17 protein-coding genes and 1 pseudogene are annotated in these 16,741 nt (G+C 73.8%); 9 read left to right on the top strand and 9 right to left on the bottom strand.

Going from position 1 to position 16,741, the window contains the following annotated elements:
* Positions 1 to 65 precede the first annotated feature (65 nt).
* The 5 genes from ACTJJP_RS08010 to ACTJJP_RS07990 all read left to right on the top strand — a co-directional run bounded on the left by ACTJJP_RS08010 (position 66) and on the right by ACTJJP_RS07990 (position 3,962).
* On the top strand, positions 66 to 1,670 hold the full coding sequence (locus ACTJJP_RS08010; protein WP_440774489.1) for an SDR family oxidoreductase: 1,605 nt from the start codon (positions 66 to 68) through the stop codon (positions 1,668 to 1,670).
* 156 nt (positions 1,671 to 1,826) lie between these two features.
* Positions 1,827 to 2,309, top strand: a complete 483-nt coding sequence (locus tag ACTJJP_RS08005) for a MogA/MoaB family molybdenum cofactor biosynthesis protein (RefSeq protein ID WP_440774488.1) — start codon at positions 1,827 to 1,829, stop codon at positions 2,307 to 2,309.
* A complete protein-coding gene (locus tag ACTJJP_RS08000; protein WP_440774487.1) occupies positions 2,306 to 2,791 on the top strand; it encodes a molybdenum cofactor biosynthesis protein MoaE in 486 nt (161 codons plus the stop codon). The genes ACTJJP_RS08005 and ACTJJP_RS08000 overlap by 4 nt, the downstream gene beginning before the upstream one ends.
* A 26-nt stretch (positions 2,792 to 2,817) precedes the next feature.
* Positions 2,818 to 3,498, top strand: coding sequence for a hypothetical protein (locus ACTJJP_RS07995; RefSeq protein WP_440774486.1), 681 nt, complete (start codon positions 2,818 to 2,820; stop codon positions 3,496 to 3,498).
* An 11-nt stretch (positions 3,499 to 3,509) separates the two neighbouring features.
* Positions 3,510 to 3,962 carry a helix-turn-helix domain-containing protein gene (locus ACTJJP_RS07990; protein WP_440774485.1) on the top strand — a complete coding sequence of 151 codons (453 nt, stop codon included), beginning with the start codon at positions 3,510 to 3,512 and terminating at the stop codon, positions 3,960 to 3,962.
* Positions 3,963 to 4,022: 60 nt separating this feature from the next.
* On the opposite strand, the gene ACTJJP_RS07985 is transcribed toward ACTJJP_RS07990, so the two are convergent.
* Genes ACTJJP_RS07985 through moaA form a run of 5 tightly spaced genes read right to left on the bottom strand, consistent with a single transcriptional unit; the run spans position 4,023 to position 7,938 of the window.
* Complete coding sequence (locus tag ACTJJP_RS07985; RefSeq protein WP_440774484.1) at positions 4,023 to 4,259, bottom strand: MoaD/ThiS family protein; 237 nt, start codon at positions 4,257 to 4,259, stop codon at positions 4,023 to 4,025.
* Positions 4,256 to 4,762 carry a cyclic pyranopterin monophosphate synthase MoaC gene (moaC, locus tag ACTJJP_RS07980; protein WP_440774483.1) on the bottom strand — a complete coding sequence of 169 codons (507 nt, stop codon included), beginning with the start codon at positions 4,760 to 4,762 and terminating at the stop codon, positions 4,256 to 4,258. Before moaC ends, ACTJJP_RS07985 begins: the two co-directional genes overlap by 4 nt.
* Entirely contained in the window at positions 4,759 to 5,982 is a 1,224-nt protein-coding gene (locus ACTJJP_RS07975) for a molybdopterin molybdotransferase MoeA (RefSeq protein WP_440774482.1), read from the bottom strand. The genes moaC and ACTJJP_RS07975 overlap by 4 nt, the downstream gene beginning before the upstream one ends.
* A 13-nt stretch (positions 5,983 to 5,995) precedes the next feature.
* A complete protein-coding gene (locus ACTJJP_RS07970) occupies positions 5,996 to 6,766 on the bottom strand; it encodes a HesA/MoeB/ThiF family protein (protein ID WP_440774481.1) in 771 nt (256 codons plus the stop codon).
* Complete coding sequence (moaA, locus tag ACTJJP_RS07965) at positions 6,763 to 7,938, bottom strand: GTP 3',8-cyclase MoaA (RefSeq protein ID WP_440774480.1); 1,176 nt, start codon at positions 7,936 to 7,938, stop codon at positions 6,763 to 6,765. Before moaA ends, ACTJJP_RS07970 begins: the two co-directional genes overlap by 4 nt.
* A 197-nt stretch (positions 7,939 to 8,135) precedes the next feature.
* On the opposite strand from moaA, the gene ACTJJP_RS07960 reads away from it, so the two are divergent.
* Entirely contained in the window at positions 8,136 to 8,531 is a 396-nt protein-coding gene (locus ACTJJP_RS07960; protein ID WP_440774479.1) for a TOBE domain-containing protein, read from the top strand.
* A gap of 136 nt (positions 8,532 to 8,667) precedes the next feature.
* Here ACTJJP_RS07960 and ACTJJP_RS07955 read toward each other — a convergent pair whose 3' ends face one another.
* Both ACTJJP_RS07955 and ACTJJP_RS07950 read right to left on the bottom strand, forming a co-directional pair.
* Positions 8,668 to 9,582 (bottom strand): SDR family oxidoreductase, encoded by a 915-nt coding sequence (locus ACTJJP_RS07955; RefSeq protein WP_440774478.1) that lies wholly within the window; start codon positions 9,580 to 9,582, stop codon positions 8,668 to 8,670.
* A gap of 89 nt (positions 9,583 to 9,671) precedes the next feature.
* A complete protein-coding gene (locus ACTJJP_RS07950) occupies positions 9,672 to 10,553 on the bottom strand; it encodes a helix-turn-helix transcriptional regulator (RefSeq protein ID WP_440774477.1) in 882 nt (293 codons plus the stop codon).
* 122 nt (positions 10,554 to 10,675) lie between these two features.
* Here ACTJJP_RS07950 and modA point away from each other — a divergent pair, with 122 nt between their 5' ends.
* The 3 genes from modA to ACTJJP_RS07935 are packed head-to-tail and all read left to right on the top strand — an operon-like array spanning position 10,676 to position 13,352.
* Positions 10,676 to 11,434: a molybdate ABC transporter substrate-binding protein gene (modA, locus tag ACTJJP_RS07945; protein WP_440774476.1), complete on the top strand. Its 759-nt coding sequence runs from the start codon at positions 10,676 to 10,678 to the stop codon at positions 11,432 to 11,434.
* Entirely contained in the window at positions 11,431 to 12,210 is a 780-nt protein-coding gene (modB, locus tag ACTJJP_RS07940; protein WP_316004678.1) for a molybdate ABC transporter permease subunit, read from the top strand. The genes modA and modB overlap by 4 nt, the downstream gene beginning before the upstream one ends.
* Positions 12,207 to 13,352 (top strand): sulfate/molybdate ABC transporter ATP-binding protein, encoded by a 1,146-nt coding sequence (locus ACTJJP_RS07935; protein WP_440774475.1) that lies wholly within the window; start codon positions 12,207 to 12,209, stop codon positions 13,350 to 13,352. The genes modB and ACTJJP_RS07935 overlap by 4 nt, the downstream gene beginning before the upstream one ends.
* A gap of 108 nt (positions 13,353 to 13,460) precedes the next feature.
* Here ACTJJP_RS07935 and cydC read toward each other — a convergent pair whose 3' ends face one another.
* Together cydC and cydD are read right to left on the bottom strand one after the other, a co-directional pair.
* The gene (gene cydC, locus ACTJJP_RS07930; RefSeq protein ID WP_440774710.1) at positions 13,461 to 15,110 is read right to left on the bottom strand and encodes a thiol reductant ABC exporter subunit CydC; all 1,650 of its coding nucleotides are present in this window, start codon (positions 15,108 to 15,110) and stop codon (positions 13,461 to 13,463) included.
* A gap of 94 nt (positions 15,111 to 15,204) precedes the next feature.
* Positions 15,205 to 16,737, bottom strand: a pseudogene (cydD, locus tag ACTJJP_RS07925) (thiol reductant ABC exporter subunit CydD); the annotation flags it as partial.
* Positions 16,738 to 16,741: the final 4 nt, after the last annotated feature.

Genomic DNA, 16,741 nt, shown 5'->3' with positions numbered 1-16,741 from the left:
GCACCCGCCCTCGCGCCGCCGTCAAGCCCCCGGCGATGTCGGAGGCCCGGCGTACGGTGTCGGGCATGAGCGAGCTGACCACACCCACCGGCCGCGAACCCGCCCTCATCGCCCAGCCCCGCGACGACGGGTCCAAACCCCGTGCGCTGGTGCTCGGAGCCACCGGTTACCTGGGCGGGCGCCTCGTGCCGCGCCTGATCTCGGCGGGCTACCGCGTGCGCGTCCTCGCCCGTGACCCGCGGCGCGCGGCGGCGTTCCCGTGGGGCGACGACGTCGAGGTCGTGAAGGGCGACGCGACCGACACCTCGGCGGTCGCCGAGGCCGTCGCCGACGTCGACATCGTCTACTACCTGATCCACTCGATGGGGGGCGGTCGCGACTTCGAGAGCACCGACCGGCGTGCGGCGCAGACCGTCGCCGACGCGGCGGCCGCGGCATCCGTCCACCGCATCGTGTACCTCGGCGGACTGCATCCCGACGACGCGACCCTCTCGGCCCACCTGCGCTCGCGCGTGGAGGTGGGCTCGATCCTCATGTCGAGCGGGGTGCCCACCCTCGTGCTGCAGGCCGGGGTCGTCATCGGGTCGGGGTCGGCGTCGTTCGAGATGGTGCGCCACCTGACCGACGTGCTCCCGTACATGCCCGCGCCGAAGTGGGTGCGCAACCACATCCAGCCGATCGCGGTGCGCGACGTGCTGCACTACCTGCTCGGCGCCGCGCGCGTGGCCCCCAACGTCAACCGCGCGGTCGACATCGGCGGGCCCGACGTGCTGCGGTACGGGCAGATGATGAACGGCTACGCCCTCGAGGCGGGGCTGAACCAGCGCCCGATCGCGTCGCTGCCCGTGCTCACGCCCCGACTCGCGTCGCACTGGGTCAACCTCGTCACGCCGATTCCGAAGTCGATCGCCCGCCCGCTGGTGGAGTCGCTGCAGAACGACTGCGTCGTGAAAGACCGGGCGGTCGACGACCTCATCCCGCGTCCCGAGGCGGGGCTGATGCCCTACCGTGAGGCGGTCCGGCTGGCGATGCGCCGCGTGAACAACGACGACATCGAGACCAGTTGGCTGGATGCCGAGGTCTCGGGCGTTCCGAGCGACCCGCTGCCGAGCGACCCCGACTGGGCCGGTCGCCTGGTCTACACCGACAAGCGCTCGATGACCACCACGGCGAACGCCAAGCAGCTGTGGTCGGTGATCGAGGGGATCGGGGGAGAGAACGGGTGGTACTCCTCGCCGCTGCTGTGGGCGATCCGCGGCTGGATGGACCGACTCGTCGGCGGCGTGGGCCTCGCGCGCGGGCGTCGGAGCCGCTCGGTCGTCACCGTCGGCGACGCGCTCGACTTCTGGCGCGTCGAGGCCATCGAGCCCGGCCACCTGCTGCGGCTCCGCGCCGAGATGAAGGTCCCGGGCGGCGCGTGGCTCGAACTGCGCGCGACCCCCGAGGGCGACGGGGCGCGATTCGATCAGCGTGCGCTGTTCTTCCCGACCGGGCTCGCCGGACGTCTGTACTGGATGGCCGTGCTGCCGTTCCACGGCCTCATCTTCAGCGGGATGGCGCGGCGCATCACCGCCGCCGCCGAGCACGTGCAGCGCGAAGAACCCGAGCCGCAGTCCGAGGCGGGACGCATCGCACCGGAGGTTCCGGAGGTCGAGACGATCGGGGGGTGACGCCGGGTCGTCCCGCGAACACGGCGGGTTGCCCAGGGGAGCGCGACTTCGCCGGCGAGGGCCTCCGTCGGGATCCCGCGATGTCGCGGAGGGAATGCGTCGGACATTCGCCGCGGCGCCCTGCCCTTTGCATCCGGTCGCACCTAGGCTGAGCACGTGCCGCATTCCGCCCGGGTGATCACCGTCTCCGACCGCTCCGCCGCGGGACTCCGCGAAGACCGTGGGGGACCCCTGGCCGTGTCTCTGCTGCGCGACGCCGGGTTCGCCTGCCCCGACGCGATCGTCGTCCCCGACGGCGCGGACAGCGTCGAGGCTGCCCTGCGCGAGGTCGTCGCGGCCGGATCCGGACTGGTCGTCACGACCGGCGGCACGGGCGTGGCGCCGCGCGATCGCACGCCCGAGGGCACCGCGCGCGTGTTGGACCGCGAGCTGCCCGGTATCGCGGAGGAACTACGCCGCCGTGGCGTGTCCGATACCCCCCTCTCGATCATCTCGCGGGGGCTCGCCGGGATGGTGGACCCCGGCACGCTGATCGTCAACCTGCCCGGTTCGACGCGGGCCGTGGCATCCGGGATCGCAGTCATCGTCGAGATCGCCCCGCACGTGCTCGACCAACTCGCCGGAGGAGACCACTCATGACCACGCCCGACAGCGGTTCGCCGCACGCAGGAACGTCGGAGGGGGTCGTGCACACCGACTCCGTGCGCATCGCCCGCCTCTCCGAGACGCCGCTCGACCTCGATGCCCACCTCGACGCCGTCGAGGACTCCTCGTCGGGAGCCGTGACGACCTTCGTCGGTCGCGTGCGCGACACCGACCCCGACGCGTCCGACGCCGTCGTCGCCCTCGAGTACAGCGCGCACCCCGACGCCGAGCAGGCGCTGCACCGCATCGCGGCCGCGGCCGCCGAGGGCACCGACGCGATCGTCGCGGTCAGCCACCGCGTGGGTCGGCTCGGCGTGGGCGAGGCGGCGGTCGTGATCGCCGTGGCATCGGGTCACCGGGGCGAGGCGTTCGAGGTCTGTCGGAGAGTGATCGAGACGATCAAGACCGACCTGCCCGTGTGGAAACGGCAGGTCGAGGCCGACGGGGCGACGCAGTGGAAGGGCCTGGGGGGCTGAGTATCGGATCTGATACCATCGCGATCATGGATTCGGATCTTCCCGCCGGGCTGGCGGACGTTCTCGACTCGGCGGCGCGGCTGCAGGAGCTCGTTCCGGATGCCGTTCTGGTCGGCGGCTCCGCGGCGGCCCTGTACGCGCGCCATCGAATGTCGACCGACCACGATCACGTGCTCACGGACCTCCGGGATCGATTCGATGTCGTGCTGGACGCTCTCGAGCGTGACGGCGACTTCGTTCTCAACCGAGCCGTGCCGGGGAAGATCATCCTGGGCGAGTTGGGCGGCATCGAAGCCGGCGTGCGGCAGCTCATCCGTCGTTCCCCGCTCGAGGTCCAACGCGTCACACTCCCGTCGGGAGGAGAGGTCACGGTGCCGACGGTCGCCGAGATCGCTCGCGTCAAAGGCTTCCTGATCGTCAAGCGCAACCAGATGCGCGATTACCTCGACGTCGCCGCGCTGTCCGGGGCTTTCGGCCCCGCCGACATCGGCGGCATCCTGCGGGGCATCGACGAGTACTACACGGATCCCTCGCATCCCGAGGATCGCCCCGTGCAGGCCCAGCTGGCCCGACAGCTCGCCGCTCCGGCACCCAGAGACCGCCGATCGATTGCCGGGCTCGCCACCTACAAGGGGCTCGTGTCCCGCTGGCGCGAGTGGGACGACGTCGTCGCCGAGTGCCGCGCTCTCTCCGTCCACCTGATCTGATCGGACTCGCCGTGCCCCTACGTTTCCGTAATATCGACGCGACCCCGGACGACCCCGTCGAGTCGTGGGGCTTCGAGGGAATGCTCGCCGCGATCGATCGGGGATACGCCGTCGACTGGCGCAAGCTCATCGAGGCGGTGGCGGACGCCCCCGACCTTCGCGCTATTTACGACGACGCGCGCGAAGCGGCCGAGTCGGAGGCGACGGTGATGCTGCTGGATGCGGCGCTCGCCGCTCGCACTCGTTCTGCGGAAGAGGAAGCACGCGAGCGGCTGCGAGCGGCTTTTCGCGCCACCGGCCTCACGCACGCGCAGCTCGCTCAGCGACTCGGCACATCGAGGCCGCGCATGACGTCGTATCTGAGCGGATCGGTCACGCCGGCGATGGACGTTCTGGTCGCCATCGAGGCGATCGCGCGGGAGCGCCGCGCGCCGTCGCTCGCTGCACACCTCGAACTGGTGTGAGTCCGGACCCGGGTGCAGCGCCACGCGGGTCGGCTCCGTGCCGGCTTCCCCCGAGGCGGCTCAGCCGCCGGCGAAGGGCGGCAGCACGTCGACGTGGGTGACGCCCGCGAGAGGCGCGTCGTCGTCGTGTCGGGTGCCGTCGACGAGCACGGCGCAGCGGTCCAGGATGCCGCCGAGCGCCGGGTGGTCGACGACGAGGCCGGAGCGCAGGGCCGCGAGGGTCGACTCGGCGCGGTCCTCGGCGTCGGTGCCGGCGGCTTCGGCGGCGGCCGCGAAGTAACGGACGCGGACGCTCACGCGGATTCCTCCTCGGCCGCGGGGGCATCGCCCTCGCCCGGGCGCAGCCAGTCGCCGGACTTGCCGCCGGTCTTGGACACGATGCGCACGTTCTCGATGAACGTGCCCTTGTCCATGCCCTTCACCATGTCGACGATGGCGAGGGCGGCGACCGAGACGCTCGTGAGCGCCTCCATTTCGACGCCGGTGCGGTCAGCGGTCCCGACCGTCGCCTCGATCTCGACGCCCTCGTCGGTGATCTCGAGATCGACCGAGGCGCGGTGCACGCCGATCACGTGCGCGAGGGGGAGCAGCGCGGGGGTGGACTTCGCGGCCTGGATACCGGAGATGCGGGCGACCGCGAGCACATCGCCCTTGGGGGTGGTGCCGTCGCGGAGGGCCGCCACGACCTCGGGCGCGCACCGGACGAAGCCGCGCGCGGTGGCGGTCCGGACGGTGGGCTGCTTCAGGGTGACGTCGACCATGCGGGCGTTGCCCGCGGCATCCAGGTGGGTGAAGGTCATGGAATCAGCATGACATCGAGAGGGTCGCCCACCGACACGGTGGACACCTCGGCGGGGACGATCGCGAAGGCTTCCGCGCGCGCGAGCGAGGCGGCCAGGTGCGATCCGGAGCCCCCGGCGGTGGCGGGGCGCACGGTGCCGGCGGCCAGGTCGATCGCGGCGGGGAGGTATTGGCGGCGTCCGGGTGGGGTCGTCCAGCTCTCGGATGCCGTGAGCCGGGCGAGGCGCCGGTCGATCGCCGCGCGGCCCTGCATCGCCAGGAGTGCCGGCCGTACGAAGACCTCGAACGACACCGCCACGCTGACGGGATTGCCGGGAAGGCCGAACACGAGACGGCCGTCGTCGAGCACGCCGAACGCCTGCGGCTTGCCGGGCTGCATCGCGACCTTGTCGAAGGCGATGCGATCGCTCAGCGCCAGGCGCACCGGCTCGTAGGCGCCGGCGCTCACCCCGCCGGTGAAGACGACGACGTCGGCGCGGCGCGAGCGTTCCAGCACGGCGTCGATGCCGGCGGGATCGTCGCCGACGCGGTCGACGAGCTCGACGTCGGCGTCGGCCGCCGCGACGAGCGCCGCGAGCAGGGTCGCGTTCGAATCGGGCGTCTGGCCGCGACCAGGAGCGGTGCCCGGAGCCACCAGTTCGCTGCCGGTGGAGATGACGGCCACGCGGGGGCGGCGGGCGACGCTCACCGCGTCGACGCCCGCGGCGGCCGCGGCGGCCAGCGCGAAGGCTCCCAGGCGTTCGCCCGGGGAGAGCACGGTGTCGCCCGCGTGCGTGTCGCCCCCGCGGCGGCGGATGAACGCCCCCGACGCGGCAGGCGCTCGGCGCACCTCCACGGTGTCGAGCGAGTCCGCGAGGCCGCCCGCGGTGTCTTCGAACGGCACGATCGCGTCGGCGTCGGCGGGCACGGCGGCGCCGGTCATGATCCGCGCGGCCTCGCCGGGGGAGAGGGCGGGGTCGTCATCGGTGCCGGCGGGCAGATCGACGACCACGCGCAGGGTCACCGGGCGATCGGCATCCGCGCCCTCGACATCGACGAAGCGCACGGCGAAACCGTCCATCGAGGAGTTGTCGAAGCCGGGCAGATCGTGCGCGGCGAGCACGGACTCGGTCAGGGTGCGGCCGGACGCGTCGGCGAGGGCGACCCTCTCGGAGGGGAGGGACGCCACGGCGGCCAGGATGCGGTCGCGGTGCTGTTCCACGGTGAGGAGCGCGGTCATCGGGGCCTCCGGGTCAGGGGCGGGGTGCGGGGACGAGCGGGAGGACGTCATGACGGGCGCGGAGGGCGTCGATCACGACGAGCCGGCCGAGCAGCGGCTCGCCCGCGCCGGTGACGAGCTTTATCGCCTCGGTGGCCAGCATGCCGCCGACCTGTACGCACAGGGAGCCGAGCACGCCGACCTGCGCGCACGTGGGCGGTTCGCCGGCGGAACCCGGAGGGAACAGGTCCCCGAGCACCACGGGTGCGTGACCCTCGGGTGGGGACGACCAGAACACCGTCACCTGCGCCGCCCACTCCTGTACGGCGCCCCAGACGAGCGGGATGCCGAGGTCCTCGGCCGCGGCGGCGACGGCCTCGCGGGTGTCGAAGGTGTCGCTGCCGTCGATCACGAGGTGGGCGCCCGCGAAGAGCTCCCGCGCGTTGTCGGAGGTCAGTCGGATGTTCCGCTCATGGACGAGGGTGAGAGGCGAGAGATCCCGCACGGCACGTGCGGCGGAGGCGGTCTTGGCGGTGCCGATGTCGTCGACGCGGTGCATCAGCTGGCGCTGCAGGTTCGTGCGCTCGACGGTGTCGTCGTCGATGATCACGAGCTCGCCGACACCCGCGGCGGCGAGGGCGAGCAGCACGGGCGAGCCCAGACCCCCCGCTCCGACCACCGCGATGCGGGCCGCGGCGAGACGGCGCTGGCCCTCTTCGCCGATCGCGACGAGCACGGCGTGACGGGCGGTGCGGATGAGTTCTTCGGGGGCGAGCGATGCCACCGGCTCGACGAGCGGCCTCATCCGCCGATCGCGCTCATCGTGCGCTCGGGCTGCACGAAGTCGGCACGCGCGAGCCCGACGCGGTCGGAGCCGTGCGCGCGGGGCTTGGCCCACATGGCGTCCCGCCAGACCTGCGCGATGCCCTCGTCGTCGGCGCCCGCGCGCAGCGTGGCGAGCAGGTCGGTCTCTTCGTGCGAGAACAGGCACGAGCGCACCTTGCCGTCGGCGGTCACGCGGGTGCGCGTGCACGCGGCGCAGAAGGGCTCGGTGACCGAGGAGATGATGCCGACGTGGCCGGCCACCACCGTCTCACCGGGGCGGCGCACCTCCCACCGCTCGGCCGGGGCCGCGCCCCGCCCGCGGGGGTCGGGGGCGAGGGAGAACGCCGTCTCGATCTCGGCGCGGATGTCGTGCGCCGAGATGACGTTCGTCGCCGTCCACGAGCGGTCGCCGTCGAGCGGCATGTCTTCGATGAAGCGCATCTCGAAGCCGTTCGAGACCGCCCAGTCGACGAGGGACACGATCTCGGTGTCGTTGATCCCGCGCAGGAGCACCGCGTTGATCTTGATCGGACCGAGGCCCGCAGCCCGCGCGGCCTTCAGGCCCGCGAGCACCTTGTCGAGGTGCGGGCGGCGGGTGAGCTCCGCGAAGGTCTCGGGGTGCAGGGTGTCGAGAGAGACGTTCACACGGGTCAGCCCCGCGTCTTTCAGCCCCTGCGCCCGGCGGTCGAGGCCGACGGCGTTGGTCGTCATCGAGATGGGCAGGTCGGGGTTGTCCTCGCGGATGCCGGCGATGATGAACTCGAGGTCTTTGCGCACGAGGGGCTCGCCCCCGGTGAGCCGCAGCTCTTCGGCGCCCAGCGACTGCACCGCCACGCGCACGATGCGCCGGATCTCGTCGGTCGACATCAGTTGCGACTGCGGGAGCCACGGCATCCCGTCGGCCGGCATGCAGTACGTGCAGCGCAGGTTGCACTTGTCGATCACCGAGACGCGGAGATCGGTGGCGACGCGGCCGAAGCGGTCGAGGAGGCCGCCGTCGGTCGCGGCGCCGGTCGCCGCGAGGGCGGTGGCGCCGGTGGCGGATGCCGGGGCTCCGGTCGCGGGGAGGGCGGTCGCTCCCGATGAGGTCACGGTGGCGCCGAGGGCCACGGCCACCGGCCGTCGCGTCGCGCTCGCGTGATCGGCATCCATGGGTCGAGCCTAGGTCAGCGCGACGGACGTGGGGCCGAGTGCGTCACGCCGGGTCGAGGCGGGAGGAGATTCAGGGAACAGCGGACGGCTTCGGCGCCTCGCGTCCTCCGCCGTCCGAGGCTCCTCCCGCGCGAGACCTCCGGTCCACGTGAGAGGGCCGGCGACGACACGCTGCGGCGGGGCAGTACGGTCGAGGGATGCCGAACACCTTCCGCATCGCCACGGCCGCTCGCCTGCTCGGGGTCAGCGACGACACGGTGCGCCGGTGGATCGACCAGGGGATGCTGCCCACCACGGGGGCGTCTCCGATCGAGATCCCCGGCGCCGCCCTGGCGGAACGCGCGGTCGCGCTCGCCGACGAGCCCGACGACCCGACCGGGATCGCCTCGAGTGCGCGCAACCGCTTCACCGGGATCGTCACGCGCGTGCAGATCGACGGCGTGATGGCGCAGGTCGATCTGCAGTGCGGACCGCACCGGGTGGTCTCGCTCATGTCGGCCGAGGCGGCGCGCGACCTCGAGCTCGAGCCGGGCTCGCTCGCGGTCGCCTCGGTCAAAGCGACGGTGGTGACGGTGGAGGCGCCGCGGGGCTGAGGTCGCCGCATTCGCCCTCGACATCGCGGCTCCGGGTGCGGGTGGGCGCCGTCGCGCACCTCCTCGCGTCGACGAGTCGGCGTCGCACAGCCCCGAGAGATCGGCGAGATGCCGGTTCGCGGATCACGGCCGCGGATCACGCCGCGAAGCGCGAGCCGATCGCGTCGAGCGTCAGGGCCCAGAGCCGTCGCGCGTCGTCGTCGCGCCGGAACGGCTCCCACGCCTCGAGCGCTTTCGCGGGGCCGCCGATCAGACGCGACGGGCCGAAGAACGTGCCGTCGGAGATCGGGACCGTGGCGGCGAGCACGGCCGGCTCGGCGGCGGATGCCACCGTGCCGGTGATGTGCAGTCGTGACAGCAGTCGGATGACGCGGCGCCCGGCGAGCTCGCGTTCGCGTCCGAGGCCGGGTTGGGCGGCGAGAAGGTTCGTGGGCGAGACGCCCGGGTGGGCGAGCGTGCTGGTGATGCCCCAGCCCTCGGTGCGGCTGCGCTCCTGCAGGTCGCGGGCGAACAGCCCGATCGCGATCTTCGACTGCACGTAGGACGCCATGGCGTCGTACGGCTCCGCGGCGACGGCGGCGGCGTCGAACCGACCGCGGCGGGCCGCGATGCTCGTCTGGTGGACCACCCGCGCGCCCCCGGCGCGCAGCAGGGGGAGCAGGCCGAGCGTCAGCGCTGCGTGGCCGAGGTGATTGGTGCCCCACTGCAGCTCGAACCCGTCGGCGGTCTCCTGTCGGTGCGGAGGGGTCATCACCCCGGCGTTGTTGACGAGAAGGTGGACGGGTCGACCCTCCTCGCGGAGACCGCGCACGAGCGCGTCGACCGAGGCGAGGCTCGCGAGGTCGAGCGTGCGCGTCGAGGCGACGGCATCCGGGACGACGCGACGCACGGCGTCGAGCGCGCGCCGGCCCTTCTCGGCGGAGCGGACGGGCAGCACCACCTCGGCGCCGAGCTCGGCGAGGCGCGTCGCGATGACCGTGCCGATGCCGTCGCTGGCGCCGGTGACGACGGCCAGGCGGCCGCGCAGGGAGCGGGGGGATTCGGGAGACATGAGCGGTCCTTTCGTGGGATGACTCGATGCTTCCGCGGTCGGTGCCGGGCGACCAGTGCCCGCTCACCCACTGATCGCCGATCCACCCCTCAGCGGGCGGAGGCGGCCCCGATGACCGCGAGCAGTCGGAGTTTCTCGGCACTCTCGCTGCCGGGCTGCGCGGTGTAGACGAGCAGGCGATGGGAGTGGTCCGGGTCGAGAAGCGTCTGACACGACAGGTCGAGCCGGCCGACCTCGGGATGCAGGAAGCGTTTGACCTCCGGGGGTCGCGCGCCGACCTCGTGGGCGAGCCACAGGGCGGCGAAGTCGTTGCTGCGCGCGCGCAGGTCGTCGGCCAGCTCGGCGGCGCGCGACCCGGGGCCGTGGGCGGCGACGTGCTCGCGCAGACCCGCGGCGTACACGCGGGAGAGCGCCGCCTGCTCCTCGGGGGGATAGGCGGCGCGTGCCGACGCGTCGGTGAACCAGCGGTATCCGATGGTGCGCGCGGGTCCCGAGCGCAGGGTGGCATCGCCCAGGAGGGCGACTCCCAGTCGGCTCTGCCGGAGCGTCTCGCCCAACTCCGTGACGATCTCGGCGGGGGTGTCGTCGAGTCGGTCGAGCACGCGCAGCATGCCGGGGCTGATGTGCTCGGTGCCGGAGTGGCGCAGGGGCGGCCGGTGCCCCGCGAGATGGAACAGGTGATCGCGCTCGGCGAGGCTCAGGTGCAGGCCCTGGGCGAGCGCGGTCAGCATCTGCTCGGACGGTGTGGGCCCCGTACCCCGTTCGAGGCGGGCGTAGTAGTCGGTCGACATGTGGCTCAGTAGAGCGACCTCTTCGCGGCGCAATCCCGCCGTGCGACGGCGGACTCCGCGCGGGAGCCCGACGTCTTCGGGCTGCAGGGCCTCGCGGCGTCGCTGCAGGAAGTCGCCCAGGCTGGTCAGGTCGCTCACGTGGTTCTTCGCACCCCCCGTTCCTACCCGGTGGATCGTCATGCTGCCAGGACCCGCCGATCCACCCCTTCCGGAGCCCGCACGCGCGGACTCAGACGCCCTCGGTATCCGCAGATACGGAATACTGGAGACATGCGGCCCGCCGGCGTCGCCGAAAGGATGCCATGTCCCGCTCCCTCCGTCTCCTCGCCGTCGTCGCCGCCGCCGCGCTCCTGGCCGGGTGCGCGAGCACTCCGCCCGCACCCGCGGCATCCGCCGACGGTCCGTCCGGGACCGTCGAGGTCTACGCCGCCGCGTCGCTGCAGCGCTCGTTCGACGAGATCGCGCGGGCGTTCGAGGACGCCACCCCCGGGGTCACGGTGAGTCCGGTGTACGACGGGTCCAGCACGCTGGCCACCCAGATCGGCGAGGGGGCGCCCGCCGACGTCTTCGCCTCGGCCGACGAGAAGAACATGGCGAAGGTCGCAGCCCAGGCCCCCGACCCGCAGGTCTTCGCCGCGAACACCCTCGTCATCGCCGTCCCGTCGGGCAACCCCGGGGCGGTTGCGACTCTCGCCGACCTCGCGCGGGTGACGACGGTGCTGTGTGCGCCGGAGGTTCCCTGCGGGGCGGCGTCGCAGACTCTGCTGTCGAACGCAGGCGTCGCGGTGACCCCCGCGAGTGCCGAGCAGAACGTCACCGCCGTGCTGACCAAGGTCGCGGCGGGGGAGGCCGACGCGGGCCTCGTCTACGCGACCGACGTGGTCGGACGCGACGACGTCGAGGCCATCGTCCCCGCGGGCGCGGATGCCGTGGTGAACCGGTACCCGATCGCGGCGCTCGCCGACGCTCCGAACCCCGACGCCGCGGCGGCCTTCGTCGCCTTCGTGCTGTCGGACGAGGGGCAGAAGATCCTCGCCGACGCGGGCTTCCGGGCGCCGTGACCGGCCGGGGTTTCCTCCCGCGCTGGCTCGCGGTGCCGGCGGTGGTCGGTCTCGCGTTCCTGCTCGTGCCCCTGACGGCTCTGGTCGCGCGCGTGCAGTGGGCCTCGCTGTGGAGCGACGTCACCTCGCCCGCGGCGCTGTCGGCGCTGGGACTGTCGCTGGGCACGGGCGCCGCGGCGACCGCGGTGTGCGCGGTCATCGGCATCCCCCTCGCCCTCGTCATCGCTCGCAGCTCCGCGCGTCTGGCGGCGGTGCTGCGCGCTGTCGTGACGGTGCCGCTCGTGCTCCCGCCGATGGTGGGCGGTGTGGCCCTGCTCTACCTGTTTGGGCGCACGGGGCCGCTGGGTGCGCTCGGGTTGCCCTTCACCACGGCCGCGGTCGTGCTGGCGCAGGTGTTCGTGGCGCTGCCGTTCCTCGTTCTCGCGGTCGAGGGCGCCCTGCGCACCACCGGCGTGGAGTTCGAGCGCACGGCCGCCTCGCTCGGCGCGTCGCGCGCGACGATCCTGCGGCGCATCACGCTCCCGCTCGCGGCCCCCGGCATCGTCGCGGGGGTCGTGCTGTGCTTCGCGCGGGCGATCGGGGAGTTCGGGGCGACCGCGCTGTTCGCGGGCAACCGCCCCGGCGTGACGCAGACGATGCCGCTCGCGATCTACACGGCGTTCAACGGCGCGGGCGTGTCGCAGGGGACCGCGGTGGCGCTGTCGCTGCTGCTGCTCGTGACGGCGATCGCGGTCCTGCTGCTGGTGCGCGGGTGGCGGCCGGGGGTGGGGCGATGACGGCCCCGGATGCCGGGATGCCCGGCCGTCGCCCGCGGGACGTCGAGGGGGTCGCCGCCGCGCCCCGCGCCGAGAGCATCGCGGCGCCGGATGACGGGGCGCCGGCCCCGATCGCCGCCGCTCTGCGGGCCCGCCTGCTCGTGCGCCGGCGCGACTTCGACGTCGACATCGCCCTCGACGTGGCGCCCGGCGAGACCGTCGCGGTCATGGGTCGCAGCGGCGCGGGCAAGTCCACGCTGCTCACCGCCCTCGCCGGCCTCACCCCGCTGGACGGGGGCGAGATCGCGGTCGACGGGCGCGTGCTCGACCGGCCGCCGCGCCTGCGCACCGCCCCGATGCACCGCGGGATCGTGCTCCTCGGGCAGGACGCCCGGCTCTTCCCGCACCTCACCGCGCGCGAGAACGTCGCCTTCGGGCCGCGCTCCGCGGGGATCTCGGCATCCGTCGCCCGATCCCGCGCCGACGAGTGGCTCGACCGTGTCGGGCTCCCGAGCGCGGGAGACCGCCGGCCCGCGCAGCTGTCGGGCGGAGAGCAGCAGCGGGTCGCGGTCGCCCGGGCCCTCGCCGCGGGACCCCGCGTGATCCTGCTCGACGAGCCGCTCGTCGCGCTCGACGCCGTGACGGCGTCGGAGATCCGCTCGATGCTGCGCGAGCGCCTCGCAGGGCTCACCACCATCGCGGTCACCCACGACGCGGTGGATGCCGCGGCCCTCGCCGATCGACTGGTGATCGTCGAGAGGGGCAGCGTCACGCAGGACGGCACGGTGCGCGCGGTGCTCGCGGCCCCGGCGACCGAGGTCGCCGCGAAGATCGCCGGGCTCGAACGGATCGTGGGGGTCGCCGCGAACGGGGGGTTCGAGGGCGGCGGACTGCGGCTCGCCTCGACGGATGCCGACTCCCTGGCGCTCGCGGCCATGGACGGGCGTGCGCTGGCCGCGGTCTTCCGCGCGGTCGACGCGCGCCTCGGGGAGGGGATCCCGGCGACGGTGTCGCACCTCGAGCCGACCCCGACGGGCGTGCGCGTGGTCACCGACCGGGGCGTCGCCGAGGTCCCCCCGGGCGAGGCCGCGGCGCTGGGCTCGGGGGACACCGTACGGCTGAGCGTCCCGCCCGATCGCGTGCGCTTCGTCCCGGCATCCTGAGGTGCTCGTCACCGGCGTCGAGTGTCCACGACACGCCGTCGCGTCGCGGGGCACGCCGGCGTGTTCCGGACACTCGACGGGCCTTCGACGTCGTGGGGCAGGCGAGGGTCATGCCGGGACGATGCGACCGCCCTCGAGGCGCACCTCGCGGTCGACCAGCCCGGGCGGCACCTCGACGTGCGAGACGAGCACCACGGCCTGCTCCCGCCCGACCGCCCCGAGGAGGTCGGTGAGCAGGGCATCGGATGCCGCGGGGTCCACGCCCGCGGTCGGCTCGTCGAGCACGAGCACGGGGAAGCCGCGAAGCAGAGCCCGGGCGAGCGCGAGGCGCTGAGCCTGCCCGCCCGAGACCAACCCGCCGCGATCGCCGACGCGCGCGTCGAGACCGCCGCGCTCGCGGGTCCACTCGGCGAGGCCGACACGGGACAGCACGGCCCAGAGGTCGACGTCGGTGGCCGTGTCGCGGGCGAACAGCAGGTTCTGCCGCACCGATTCGTCGAACAGGTACGGCGACTGCTCGATCAGCCCGATCGTGCGGCGAAGGTCGTCGCCCGAGATCGCGCGCGCGTCGACGCCCCCGATGCGGAACGACCCGGAGAAGTCGAGGAACCGCACGAGTACGTGCGCCAGGGTCGTCTTTCCCGCACCGCTCGGACCGGTCACGAGCACGCGCTCGCCGGGGCCGACGTGCAGGTCGACGTCGTCGAGGCGGCCCGCGTCGCCGTCGGCGTCGGACCGCGACGGCCAGTGCGCCCCGACGCCGCTCAGCTCCAGACCCGCGCCGAGCGCCGGGGCCTCACCGGTCGCGGCCGGCTCGTCGCGGGGGAGGCCATCGGGGATCCGCTCGGGAACCGCGGCGTCGATGCGCTCCGCGGCGGCGCGCACCTGCCGCGACGAAGCAAGCGCGAGGGGCACCGGGCCGAACACCTCGAACACCGCCATCGGCAGCAGCACGACCACGGCCAGTCCCGGCCCCGACAGGGCGCCGCCGGTCACGGCCGGGGCGGCGACGACGAGGGCGGCGAGAGACGCGACGCCCGCGAGGACCGACACCGCACCCGAGGTGAGCCCTTGCGCGCCGCCCCGGCGGACCACCGCGCGGCGCAGCGTCGCATCGGCTGCGCGCACGCGGTCGCGGGCGGCATCCACGGCGCCGTAGGCGGTGAGCACGTCGAGGTTCGTGACGAGGTCGTGCACCGCGTCGGCGACGGCGGCGCGCAGCGGGGCGATCGCGCGTTCGGCGCGGGCACCCGCCGCCCAGCCGACCGCGACGGCGACGGCGAAGGCCGCGGCCAGGCACCCGAGCATCGTGAGGGCAGCGGGCCACGATACGAAGGCCGTGAACACGACCGCGGCCAGCGCGGTGGTGACGGCGGTGACCAGCGGAAGCACGACGCGCAGCGGCAGGTTCTGCAGTTCCTCGACGTCGTCGACGACGCTCGACAGCAATCCGCCGCGCTGGGCGCGCCCGAGCCCGTCGGGGGCGAGGGGCACGAGGTCGCGGACGAGATCGGCGCGCACCCCGGCGAGCTGGTGCAGCGCCGCGTCGTGGCCGGTGAGACGTTCGAGGTAGCGGAACACCCCGCGCGACAGCGCGAACGCGCGCACCCCGACGACCGCGACCGAGAGGTACATCACCAGCGGCTGCTCCGCCGCGCGGGCGATGAGCCACGCGCTCGCGGCGAGCAGCGCGACGGCGCTCGCGGCGGTGCCGAACCCGGCGAGCAGCGCCGGCGCGAACCGGCGCGGAAACGGCATCGCGGCCCGCAGGATGCCACGCACGCGCACCGCGCAGCTCGACGACGCGGTCGGCGATCGCACGGGCGGAGGGGCGGTGCGACACCAGCAGCACCCCGCGGCCAGCGTCGGCCTCACGGCGGAGGGTCGCCCACAGGTGAGCCTCGGTCGCGGCATCCAAGGCGCTCGAGGGCTCGTCGAGCACGAGCACGGACACGCCCCCGGTCCGCGCGCGGTACAGCGCCCGCGCGACGGCGACGCGCTGGGACTCACCGCCCGAGAGTCCCGCGCCGGCAGCGCCCAGCGCCGTGGCGGGGTCGAGGTCCGCCGCCCCCGCGTCGGCCAGCGCCGCGGCGATGCGCCGGGGATCGGGCGCGGAGCCGAGAGAGACATTGTCGGCCACCGATCCTGTCACCAGCCCGGCCCGCTGGCCCGCCCAGGCGATCGAGCCGCGCGCGTGCGGAACCGGGGCGCCGTCGATGCGCATCGCTCCGTCGTACGGCGCGAAACCCAGCACCGCAGCCAGCAGCGACGACTTGCCGACGCCGCTCGGGCCGGTCACCAGCACGATCTCGCCCGGACCGACCGACAGCGACACCTCCGGCAGCACGTGCCCCTCGCGCCGAACGCGTACCCGGTCGAGCGTCAGTGTCGATCCGCCGGCGGGGGCCCCGGCATCCGGTTCGGTGCTCGTGCGAGCCGCGTCCAGCGCGTCGAAGATCTCCTCCGTCGCGGCCACCCCCTCGCTCGCGGCGTGGAACTGCACGCCCACCTGCCGCAGCGGCAGATACGCCTCGGGGGCGAGGAGCAGCACGAAGAGCCCGACGAGCAGCGAGAGATCCCCGGCGAGCAGGCGGAACCCGATCGTCACGGCGATGATGGCGACCGAGATGGATGCCAGGAACTCCAGCGCGAAGCCCGAGAGGAACGACACGCGCAGCACGGTCATCGTCTCGCGCTTGTAGTCGCGGGTGACCGTCTCGATGGAGGCGGCCGCGCGGTGCTGCCGGCCGAAGGCCTTCAGCGTCCCCAGCCCGTCGACGGTGTCGGCGAAGCGCGCCGCGAGCCGGCCCAGCGTGCGGTACTGCTTCTGCTGCACGCCCTGCGTGGCCAGGCCGATCAGCACCATGAAGAGCGGGATGAGCGGGATGGTGAGCACCACCGTCAGACCCGAGAGCGGGTCGGCGAGGGTCATCGCGCCGATGAGGATCGGCGTCGTGATCGCGGTGGCGACCAGCTGCGGGAGGTAGCGGCCGAAGTACGCGTCGAGCGCCTCGAGGCCGTGGCCGGCGGTCACCGAGAGGGCGGCGGCGTTGCGCTCGCCGAGCCAGCGCGGACCGAGACGACCCACCGCGGCGACCAGGGCCTCGCGCAACTGCGCCGAGGCCGCCGTCGCCCCGCGAGCCGAGGTGCGCTCGGAGGCGGCGATCAGCAGCCCCCTGAGCAGGGCGAAGGATGCCGCGGCCCCGAGGTGGCCCCACAGCTCGCCGACCGGCTGCCCCTGGATCGCGCCCACCAGCGCGCTCGTGAGCGCCCACGCGAAGCCGACGATCGCGCCCGTCTGGGCGAGGACGATCGCCGCGCTCACCGCGAAGAAGCCGCGGGAGGCGGTGGCGTAGCGGAGCAGCCGCGGGTCGACGGGTTTCATGGGA

It is taken from the genome of Microbacterium sp. 22296 (genome assembly GCF_052045385.1).
Classification (GTDB): domain Bacteria; phylum Actinomycetota; class Actinomycetes; order Actinomycetales; family Microbacteriaceae; genus Microbacterium.
The sequence above is the reverse complement of the archived record's forward strand: the minus strand, read 5'-3'. Positions and strand labels throughout refer to the sequence as shown.

Coding starts and splice junctions, on each gene's coding strand:
- ACTJJP_RS08010 (WP_440774489.1), top strand. CDS start 66: ATGAGCGAGCTGACCACACCCACCGGCCGCGAACCCGCCCTCATCGCC.
- ACTJJP_RS08000 (WP_440774487.1), top strand. CDS start 2,306: ATGACCACGCCCGACAGCGGTTCGCCGCACGCAGGAACGTCGGAGGGG.
- ACTJJP_RS07995 (WP_440774486.1), top strand. CDS start 2,818: ATGGATTCGGATCTTCCCGCCGGGCTGGCGGACGTTCTCGACTCGGCG.
- moaC (WP_440774483.1), bottom strand. CDS start 4,762: ATGACCTTCACCCACCTGGATGCCGCGGGCAACGCCCGCATGGTCGAC.
- ACTJJP_RS07975 (WP_440774482.1), bottom strand. CDS start 5,982: ATGACCGCGCTCCTCACCGTGGAACAGCACCGCGACCGCATCCTGGCC.
- ACTJJP_RS07970 (WP_440774481.1), bottom strand. CDS start 6,766: ATGAGGCCGCTCGTCGAGCCGGTGGCATCGCTCGCCCCCGAAGAACTC.
- moaA (WP_440774480.1), bottom strand. CDS start 7,938: ATGGATGCCGATCACGCGAGCGCGACGCGACGGCCGGTGGCCGTGGCC.
- ACTJJP_RS07960 (WP_440774479.1), top strand. CDS start 8,136: ATGCCGAACACCTTCCGCATCGCCACGGCCGCTCGCCTGCTCGGGGTC.
- ACTJJP_RS07955 (WP_440774478.1), bottom strand. CDS start 9,582: ATGTCTCCCGAATCCCCCCGCTCCCTGCGCGGCCGCCTGGCCGTCGTC.
- ACTJJP_RS07950 (WP_440774477.1), bottom strand. CDS start 10,553: ATGACGATCCACCGGGTAGGAACGGGGGGTGCGAAGAACCACGTGAGC.
- modA (WP_440774476.1), top strand. CDS start 10,676: ATGTCCCGCTCCCTCCGTCTCCTCGCCGTCGTCGCCGCCGCCGCGCTC.
- ACTJJP_RS07935 (WP_440774475.1), top strand. CDS start 12,207: ATGACGGCCCCGGATGCCGGGATGCCCGGCCGTCGCCCGCGGGACGTC.
- cydC (WP_440774710.1), bottom strand. CDS start 15,110: ATGCCGTTTCCGCGCCGGTTCGCGCCGGCGCTGCTCGCCGGGTTCGGC.